Below are 9,198 nucleotides of genomic sequence, written 5' to 3'. Positions count from 1 at the left end.
GRGTATAAGAGMCAGCTTTCGAGGTCTGTTTCAACACGGAAGGATGGATCTTCGGCCGCGAGGCGTTGCAGACCCATCGACATCTTCTCTTGGTCAGCCTTGGTTTTCGGCTCAACCGCGATCTCGATCACCGGATCAGGGAAGGTCATTGTTTCCAGAACAACCTGCGCCTTGTCGTCAGACAAAGTGTCACCCGTTGTCGTGTTCTTCAGGCCCGCAAGCGCAATGATATCACCAGCATAGGCTTCGGTGATCTCGTCTTGCTTGTTGGAATGCATCATGACCATACGGCCGATGCGTTCCTTGTTGCCCTTGGTTGTGTTCATCAACGTATCACCCTTCGACAAGGTGCCAGAGTAGATGCGTGTGAACGTCAAGGTGCCCATGAACGGGTCGTTCATGATTTTGAACGCGAGGCCAGAGAACGGCATTTCGTCATCCGCACGACGTGCGATGGTCCGTTCTTCCGTTTCGTCACCTGGTGCAAAGCCCATGTAATCCACAACGTCCAGTGGGGACGGCAGATAGTCGATAACCGCATTGAGCAACGGCTGAACGCCTTTGTTCTTGAACGCAGATCCACCCAAAACAGGAACGAATTTCAGATCAAGGCACCCTTTGCGCAACAGAGCGCGCAACTGTGGAATTTCGGGCTCTACGCCTTCCATCAGATAGGATTCCATCGCCTCGTCGTCCATTTCGACGGCGGCTTCGATCATCTTGCCACGCCATTCGTCCGCTTGGGCCTTCAGGCTGTCGCGAATGGGGGCTTTGATCCAGGACGCACCAAGGTCTTCGCCCTGCCACAACCACTCTTCCATGGTCACGAGGTCGATAAGGCCTTCAAGCTCTGTCTCAGCGCCGATCGGAATGCCAACTGGGATCGCTGTCGCGCCCGTGCGGTCTTCGATCATGTGCACGCAGTTGAAAAAGTCTGCGCCGATCTTGTCCATTTTGTTGACGAACACGATACGCGGAACTTTGTAACGGTCAGCCTGACGCCACACGGTTTCTGTCTGCGGCTCAACACCGGCGTTCCCGTCAAGAACGGTCACGGCCCCATCCAAAACAGCCAACGACCGCTCAACTTCAATGGTGAAGTCCACGTGGCCGGGGGTGTCGATGATGTTCAAACGGTGCTTGAGAGAGTCGGCGTCTTTACCGTTCTCTGTGCGCTCCCAGAATGTCGTCGTCGCAGCCGAAGTAATGGTGATACCCCGTTCCTGCTCTTGCTCCATCCAATCCATCGTTGCGGCGCCGTCATGGACTTCGCCGATGTTGTGGGATTTTCCGGTGTAAAACAGGATACGCTCGGAACACGTCGTTTTACCCGCATCGATGTGCGCGATAATGCCGAAGTTCCGGTAACGGTCGAGTGGATAGTCGCGTGCCATGGGGCTGCTTCCTCAGAGTGTCTTTGTTACCAACGGTAATGGCTGAACGCTTTGTTGGCGTCGGCCATTTTGTGTGTGTCTTCACGCTTTTTCACGGCGGTACCGCGGGACTGCACTGCGTCCATCAGCTCACCGGCAAGGCGTTCTTCCATCGTGTTTTCGTTGCGCTTGCGCGACGCGATGATCAACCAGCGGATGGCCAGCGCTTCGCGGCGCTCTGGGCGGACTTCAACAGGCACCTGGTAGGTGGCACCACCGACGCGGCGCGAACGCACTTCGACGGATGGTTTGATGTTGTCCAGCGCTTCGTGGAACACTTCCACAGGGGCGCGCTTGATTTTGGATTCAACCCGGTCGAACGCGGAATAAACGATGCGCTCGGCAGTCGATTTCTTTCCGTCAACCATCAGGTTGTTCATAAACTTGGTCAAAACCTTATCGCCATACTTGGCGTCGGGCAGGACTTCTCGTTTTTCGGCGGCGTGACGACGTGACATCTGCTGCTCTCCTTATTTGGGACGCTTGGCGCCGTATTTCGAACGACGCTGCTTACGATCTTTGACGCCTTGGGTATCCAGAACGCCGCGCAGGATGTGGTAACGCACACCGGGAAGGTCTTTGACACGACCGCCACGGATCAGAACAACCGAGTGTTCCTGCAGGTTGTGGCTTTCACCGGGAATGTAGCTGATGACCTCAAAGCCGTTTGTCAGGCGCACTTTGGCAACCTTCCGCATGGCCGAGTTCGGCTTTTTCGGTGTCGTCGTGTAGACGCGCGTGCACACGCCACGTTTTTGAGGGTTGCCCTCAAGGTGGAGCGACTTCGAGCGTTTTACTTTTGGCTGCCGCGGTTTGCGGATCAGCTGTTGGATCGTTGGCATTGCAGGTATGTTCCCCGTCTCATCAACATATGTCGTGCGGGTCGACCCCGCGGTTTCAATTCAATCGCCCTCGTGCGTCCACAAAAGCGCAAAAACCGCTATCGCTCCCGCTTGAAAGGGGCGACGCGGTGGGTTTCCAGAGGATCGGGCCAATGCAAGCCGGATCGTGTCCACTTCGGTTCTGATTTCGGTTTCGAGTGTTAACCCGGTCCGAGATAGCGGGCGTATAGGGGGAGTCGCAGGTGCTGTCAACAGCCAGAGGCGGCTTGCGCAACGACAAGAGGCTGAGGCATGGTTGTCCTCGCAACGTACCGAATTTTCAAGGGGTTTGGACCATGCAGGTCATCGGGCTTTGTCGGTTTTCCTACCCTGCGGTTAGCGGCTTTCAGGTCGATTTCGACAACTTCGACGAAAAACTTGCCTACCTCTATGCGCCCGCCCGCATGGAAGAACGATTTGCAACGTTCGAAACCATCACCCTCCCCCCTCTGCGCGCGCAAACAGACCCGGATTTCACCTTTGTCGTGGTCATCGGCGACAGCCTGCCGGACGAATACCGCTCTCGGCTTGAGGCGTTGCTGGCCGACATGCCCCAGGCGGTGATTCAGTCCCACCCACCTGCAAAACACCGCCCCATGATGAAACGGATCATAAATTCAGTGCGCCGGGATGATGCCGCGCCCTGCCTGCAATTTCGCATGGATGATGATGACGCGGTGGCCGTCGATTATGTGGAACGGTTGCGCCAAGTCGCAACAGACGTACGCGATCTGGCCGCGCGTGATGCCCTGATGTCCATCGACTTCAATCGCGGATTTATCGCCCGCCCAAGCGCCAATGGCATCGCCGCGGCCGAGACGACAGCGCCCTACCAGACAGCGGGCCTCGCGATGATGGTGGCCCCATGGTCGAACCAGACCATCATGAACTTTGCACACAATAAACTGCACCAGAACATGACGACCGTGACGGTCACAGACAGCATCATGATGCTGCGTGGGCACAATGATTTCAACGACTCGCGACAGGGACCATCGGCCAAACCGCATAAACTGACACTGATGGATGCAGACGCAGAAGCAGTACTGAAGGACCGTTTTGACATTGATGCAGACGCGGTGCGCCGTGCCTTTTCAGTTTTGTGACACCCGCCGCTCGCGGTAAAGGGTAAAGAGACCAGTCGCGACCACGATCGTTGCACCCATCAGGGTCAGGTTGCTGGGCCAATCGCCAAAGACCAGCCACCCCAGCAAAAGCGCCCAGACCAATCCGGTATATCGAAACGGCGCGATAAAACTGATGTCCCCAACCCGCATCACCCGCACCGAAAACCAGTAACCGCCGATGATGAACACCGAAGACGCCGTGATCAGGGCTGTTAGCCGCAGATCAAGAGGCGCCCAAGGCTCGGCAATCGACGCCAGCCCGGCACAGCCCATCACTGTCAATGCAGCAAGAAACGTCACCGTCATGGATGGCACGTCCGGCGACAATCTGCGCGTTGCAAGATCACGCATCGTCACAAATACCACTGCCATCAGCGCGTACCCCGACCACAGGCTAAACCCCTCCGGCCCCGGGCGTACGATCAACAACATACCCATAAACCCAATCATGATCGCCGACATACGCCGCCATCCCAAAGGTTCGCGGAAAAACAGGGCCGCACCAATGGCGACGGTCAAGGGCAGCACCTGCAAGATGGCAGTGACATTGGCGAGCGGCATATTGAACAAGGCCGTGAGAAAGAAATAGGCCGCGCCCACCTCAGCCCCCGACCGTATCGCGATCAACCACCAATCGCGTGATGCAATGCGAAAGTGGATCGCCCCAAGCCGCTGCGCAAGGACGAGGATCAGCAGAGATGAAAGCACACCGCGCAGAAACAAAAGCTGCATAAGCGGCACCGCGCCGCCCGTCAGCTTGATCATCGCATCATTGAGAGTGAAGGACGCCATCGACGCCATCATGAGGAGCGCGCCAGTCATATTCGGGGTCATGGGCATGACCAGTGCAATTATCAGCGAAGCCTGCCCGGCACCATGGGTAAACAGGCTTTGATGCGCCTGCTGGCGGTAGAAACATTCGAGATAGCCAAAATCTTGATAGGGTCGCTTACAAGTCCAGATTGGGCCATCATATTGAGATCCACGCGCAACACACCCATGGCAGAACCTAAAACATGAGGAAACAATACCATAGTCGCTGGGTCGGGTCTGACCGGCACACTTGGAACGTCCACCGCCTTGCCCGGTTGGCCAAGGGGCAAGTGCCTGTCCTTGTCGCATTATCTGACATCGCGGAACTGGACGAATTGTGGTGGTATCAAACCGAAGACGACGCTCCAACGCCACGATCGCTGGCGGAACACATGGTTCTGGTTCGGGAAACGGATCTGACACATCCCATCATCTTGTGTCAGGACGGGCGTCTGATGGATGGCATGCACCGGGTTGTCAAAGCCCTGCTGGAAGGACGCGACAGTATCAAAGCCATCAAGTTGGTTCCCACACCTGCGCCAGACTACGTGAACGTCGATGTGAGCACGCTGGACTATACTGACGAAGATGTCGGACGGCGACCATTGCTCAGCCTAAAAAAAAAGCCCCCGACTTGCGGAGGCTTTTTTGAGTTTTCTTAGTAGAACGCTTAGTCGCGGCTTTCCTCGGACGTGTCGATGACGGTGTTGAACACATCGCCCCCAACCATATCGTCCGCAGTTGGCGCGGCCAAAGCGGCTGCGGCCTCGGCCTCTTCGCGGCGTGCTTCGATGACAACGTTGTCACGATCTGTCGCGATCTTGCGCACAGCTTGGGTTGCCCCACCGGTGCCCGCAGGGATCAGACGGCCCACGATGACGTTTTCCTTGAGGCCCACCAGCTTGTCTTTCTTACCCTGCACAGAGGCTTCGGTAAGAACACGTGTGGTCTCTTGGAAGGACGCCGCAGAGATGAACGAACGTGTTTGCAACGACGCCTTGGTGATGCCCAGCAGGATGGGCGCGCCCTGACATGTACGACCCCCTTTGGACAATGCCTTGGCATTGGCAGCATCGAACTCTTGCTTGTCCACGTGCTCGCCCTTGAGCAACGTGGTGTCGCCGCTGTCGCTGATCTCCCACTTCTGGAGCATCTGACGCACGATGACTTCGATGTGCTTGTCGTTGATCTTCACGCCTTGCAGACGGTACACGTCCTGCACTTCGTCAATCATGTAATCCGCCAGCGCCTCGACACCCATGATCGACAGGATGTCGTGTGGGGCCGGGTTGCCGTCCATGATGTAGTCACCCTTCTGGACAAAGTCGCCTTCGGCCACGGGGATGTGCTTGCCCTTGGGCACCATGTACTCGACCTTGTCCATCGTCTCATCTGATGGCTCGATCGCGATGCGGCGCTTGTTCTTGTAGTCCTTGCCAAAGCGCACATAACCATCGATTTCGGCGATGATCGCGTGATCCTTTGGACGACGGGCTTCGAACAGTTCGGCCACACGCGGCAGACCACCGGTGATGTCCTTGGTCTTGGCACCTTCACGCGGGATACGGGCCACTACGTCACCTGCGGCGACCTCCTGACCTTCTTCGATGGACAGAACCGCATCAACAGACATCGGATAGGTCACCGGGTTGCCCGCATCATTGCGGACCGGCTCGCCATCTTCACCCACCAGGATGATCTCTGGCTTCAGCTCATTGCCACGGGCAGCCGAGCGCCAGTCGATCACGATCTTCTGGGTCATACCGGTTGCATCATCGGTTTCGTCGCGCACAGCGATACCGCTGACAAGGTCAACGAATTTCGCTGTACCGGCTTTCTCCGCGATGATCGGCAGGGTGTATGGATCCCATTCGAACAGCTTGTCGCCACGGTTCACATTCTGGCCTTCAGTGACGAACAGCGCCGTACCATAACCCAGCTTGTGGTTGGCACGTTCTTCGCCGTTCTCGTCCTGAATGATCAGCTTCATGTTGCGGCCCATGACCAAGGTCTGGCCACTGGAGTTTTGCAACAACTGCGCGTTCTCAAAGACGATCTTGCCTTCTTGGCTCGCCTCAAGGAACGACTGCTGACCACCCTGCGCAACGCCGCCGATGTGGAAGGTCCGCATCGTCAGCTGTGTACCGGGTTCACCGATGGACTGCGCGGCAATGATGCCGACAGCCTCGCCAGTGTTGACCATAGTACCGCGGGCAAGGTCACGACCATAACATGTCGCGCACACGCCTTCTTCGGCCTCACAGGTCAAAGGCGAACGGATGCGCATCGACTGTACCGCGAATTCATCAACCGAATCCGCCATGCGTTCGTCAATCAGGGTCCCCTTGGCGATCAGAACTTCGTCTGTACCGGGTTTCATGATGTCATCCGCAGTGACACGGCCCAGAACACGCTCGGACAACGGCGAAACAACTTCGCCATCGTTCACAGCCGCTTCGGCCGTGATCGCATTCTCGGTGCCGCAATCGCGATCCCGCACAATGCAGTCCTGTGCGACGTCCACCAGACGACGGGTCAGGTAACCCGAGTTCGCCGTTTTCAGAGCCGTGTCAGACAGACCTTTCCGCGCGCCGTGGGTCGAGTTGAAGTATTCAAGAACGGTCAGACCTTCCTTAAAGTTCGAGATGATCGGCGTTTCGATGATGTCGCCATTCGGCTTGGCCATCAGGCCGCGCATGCCGCCCAACTGCTTCATCTGTGTAACCGAACCACGGGCACCAGAGTGGGCCATCATGTAAACCGAGTTTGGTTCACGCTCGGACCCGTCCGCATCAGTCTGCGCCGCCGAGATGGAGCCCATCATAGCGTCAGTGACCTTGTCGTTACACTTCGACCAGGCATCAACAACTTTGTTGTACTTCTCACCTTGGGTGATCAGGCCGTCCATGTACTGCTGTTCGAAATCCTTCACCTGTTCCCGTGTCTCGTCGACGATGGGCCATTTGGTTTCAGGGATCAGCATGTCGTCCTTGCCGAAGGAAATGCCCGCTTTGAAGGCGTGCTTAAAGCCCATAGTCATGATCTGGTCACAGAAAATGACGGACTCTTTCTGCCCGCAATACCGGTAAACGGTGTCGATGACCTGCTGCACTTCTTTCTTGCGCAGCAGACGGTTGACGAGGCTGAAAGGTGCCTTGTTGTTCAGCGGCAAAAGCGCGCCAAGCAGCAGGCGACCGGGGGTCGTGTCAAAGCGTTCGTTGACCTCAAGCCCTTCGGCGTTGATCTGCGGAATGCGTGCCTTGATCTTGGTGTGCAGGTGCACAACGCCAGCATCCAGCGCGTGCTGCACTTCCTCGATCGAACCAAAGACCATGTCTTGGCCTTTCAAGCCTTCGCGTTCCAAAGTCACATAGTAGAGACCCAAGATCATATCCTGCGACGGAACAATGATCGGCGCGCCGTTGGCGGGCGACAGAACGTTGTTCGTGGACATCATCAGAACGCGTGCTTCCAACTGGGCCTCAAGGCTCAGCGGCACGTGCACAGCCATCTGGTCACCGTCAAAGTCAGCGTTGAAGGCCGAACAGACCAGCGGGTGAAGCTGGATCGCTTTACCTTCGATCAGAACGGGTTCAAACGCCTGAATGCCCAAACGGTGCAGCGTCGGCGCACGGTTCAGCATGACGGGGTGCTCGCGGATGACTTCATCCAGAATATCCCAAACTTCGGGACGCTCTTTTTCGACCAGCTTCTTGGCCTGCTTCACAGTGCTGGACAGGCCCTTGGCCTCCAAGCGGCTGTAAATAAACGGCTTAAACAGCTCAAGAGCCATCTTTTTCGGCAGACCACATTGGTGCAGCTTCAGCTCCGGACCAGTCACAATGACCGAACGACCAGAGAAGTCGACGCGTTTGCCCAAAAGGTTCTGACGGAAGCGACCCTGCTTGCCTTTCAGCATGTCAGACAGCGATTTCAGCGGGCGCTTGTTGGCGCCGGTGATCACGCGGCCACGACGACCGTTGTCAAACAATGCGTCAACAGATTCCTGCAACATCCGCTTTTCGTTACGGACGATGATGTCAGGCGCGCGCAGTTCGATCAGACGCTTCAGACGGTTGTTCCGGTTGATCACACGACGATAAAGGTCGTTCAGGTCAGACGTCGCAAAACGACCGCCATCCAGTGGGACCAGCGGGCGCAGTTCTGGCGGGATCACGGGGATCACGGTCAGAACCATCCACTCAGGGCGGTTGCCGGATTCAAGGAAGGACTCAACAACCTTCAGACGCTTGATGATCTTCTTGGGCTTCAACTCGCCTGTGGCCTCTTTAAGGTCAGCACGCAGGGTTTCCGCCTCTTGCTCCAGATCGATCTGGGACAGCATCTCACGGATCGCTTCGGCACCGATATTGGCGGTGAAGGCGTCCATGCCGAACGCATCTTGGGCGTCCATGTACTCTTCTTCGCTCAGCATCTGGCCATAGGACAGGTCCGTCAGGCCGGGCTCGGTCACGACGTAGTTTTCAAAGTACAGAACACGTTCCAGATCGCGCAGCGTCATGTCGAGCATCAGACCGATGCGGGACGGCAGCGATTTCAGGAACCAGATGTGGGCGACGGGGGCCGCCAGTTCGATGTGGCCCATCCGCTCGCGGCGGACCTTTTGCAGCGTGACTTCCACACCGCATTTCTCGCAGACAACGCCGCGATACTTCATGCGTTTGTATTTGCCGCACAGGCATTCGTAATCCTTGATAGGGCCAAAGATACGGGCACAGAACAGGCCATCACGCTCGGGCTTGAAAGTCCGATAGTTGATGGTCTCGGGCTTTTTGATCTCACCGAAAGACCAGCTCAGGATACGCTCTGGCGATGCCAGCGATACCTTGATTTCGTCAAACACCTTTGGGGGTGTGAGCGGGTTAAACGGGTTGTTTGTCAGTTCCTGGTTCATTTTCAAATCCTTGAAAGGGGAGCAAAGGG

At 56.7% G+C, this 9,198-nt stretch carries 7 protein-coding genes; 2 read left to right on the top strand and 5 right to left on the bottom strand.

The features are described 5' to 3' along the window. From fusA to rpsL, 3 genes are all read right to left on the bottom strand, one after another. Nucleotides 1-1,394, bottom strand: a 1,394-nt coding sequence (fusA, locus tag DHN60_RS20710; protein WP_108839211.1) for an elongation factor G, incomplete at its 3' end; no start/stop codon positions are given. Between the two features lie 26 nt (nucleotides 1,395-1,420). Beyond that, the gene (gene rpsG, locus DHN60_RS20705; protein ID WP_108839210.1) at nucleotides 1,421-1,891 is read right to left on the bottom strand and encodes a 30S ribosomal protein S7; all 471 of its coding nucleotides are present in this window, start codon (nucleotides 1,889-1,891) and stop codon (nucleotides 1,421-1,423) included. A gap of 12 nt (nucleotides 1,892-1,903) precedes the next feature. Continuing rightward, complete coding sequence (gene rpsL, locus DHN60_RS20700) at nucleotides 1,904-2,275, bottom strand: 30S ribosomal protein S12 (protein ID WP_024809820.1); 372 nt, start codon at nucleotides 2,273-2,275, stop codon at nucleotides 1,904-1,906. A gap of 335 nt (nucleotides 2,276-2,610) precedes the next feature. On the opposite strand from rpsL, the gene DHN60_RS20695 reads away from it, so the two are divergent. Beyond that, nucleotides 2,611-3,420: a putative rhamnosyl transferase gene (locus DHN60_RS20695; protein WP_108839209.1), complete on the top strand. Its 810-nt coding sequence runs from the start codon at nucleotides 2,611-2,613 to the stop codon at nucleotides 3,418-3,420. Here the strand turns inward: DHN60_RS20695 and DHN60_RS20690 are convergent. Beyond that, on the bottom strand, nucleotides 3,409-4,275 hold the full coding sequence (locus DHN60_RS20690; RefSeq protein ID WP_199913711.1) for a DMT family transporter: 867 nt from the start codon (nucleotides 4,273-4,275) through the stop codon (nucleotides 3,409-3,411). The two genes, DHN60_RS20695 and DHN60_RS20690, sit on opposite strands and share 12 nt — an antisense overlap. 182 nt (nucleotides 4,276-4,457) lie before the next feature. Between DHN60_RS20690 and DHN60_RS20685 the strand changes: the two genes are divergently transcribed. Beyond that, the gene (locus DHN60_RS20685; protein WP_199913710.1) at nucleotides 4,458-4,916 is read left to right on the top strand and encodes a hypothetical protein; all 459 of its coding nucleotides are present in this window, start codon (nucleotides 4,458-4,460) and stop codon (nucleotides 4,914-4,916) included. An 8-nt stretch (nucleotides 4,917-4,924) separates the two neighbouring features. Here DHN60_RS20685 and rpoC read toward each other — a convergent pair whose 3' ends face one another. Further along, nucleotides 4,925-9,169, bottom strand: coding sequence for a DNA-directed RNA polymerase subunit beta' (gene rpoC / locus DHN60_RS20680; RefSeq protein WP_108839207.1), 4,245 nt, complete (start codon nucleotides 9,167-9,169; stop codon nucleotides 4,925-4,927). Between the last annotated feature and the right edge of the window lie 29 nt (nucleotides 9,170-9,198).

It is taken from the genome of Tateyamaria sp. Alg231-49 (assembly GCF_900143535.1).
Classification (GTDB): Bacteria; Pseudomonadota; Alphaproteobacteria; order Rhodobacterales; family Rhodobacteraceae; genus Tateyamaria.
The sequence above is the reverse complement of the archived record's forward strand: the minus strand, read 5'-3'. Positions and strand labels throughout refer to the sequence as shown.

Bases quoted from the DNA above. Each gene is read 5' to 3' on its own strand.
- DHN60_RS20695 (WP_108839209.1), top strand. From the start codon at position 2,611: ATGCAGGTCATCGGGCTTTGTCGGTTTTCCTACCCTGCGGTTAGCGGC.
- rpsL (WP_024809820.1), bottom strand. From the start codon at position 2,275: ATGCCAACGATCCAACAGCTGATCCGCAAACCGCGGCAGCCAAAAGTA.
- DHN60_RS20690 (WP_199913711.1), bottom strand. From the start codon at position 4,275: ATGACCCCGAATATGACTGGCGCGCTCCTCATGATGGCGTCGATGGCG.
- DHN60_RS20685 (WP_199913710.1), top strand. From the start codon at position 4,458: ATGAGGAAACAATACCATAGTCGCTGGGTCGGGTCTGACCGGCACACT.
- rpoC (WP_108839207.1), bottom strand. From the start codon at position 9,169: ATGAACCAGGAACTGACAAACAACCCGTTTAACCCGCTCACACCCCCA.
- rpsG (WP_108839210.1), bottom strand. From the start codon at position 1,891: ATGTCACGTCGTCACGCCGCCGAAAAACGAGAAGTCCTGCCCGACGCC.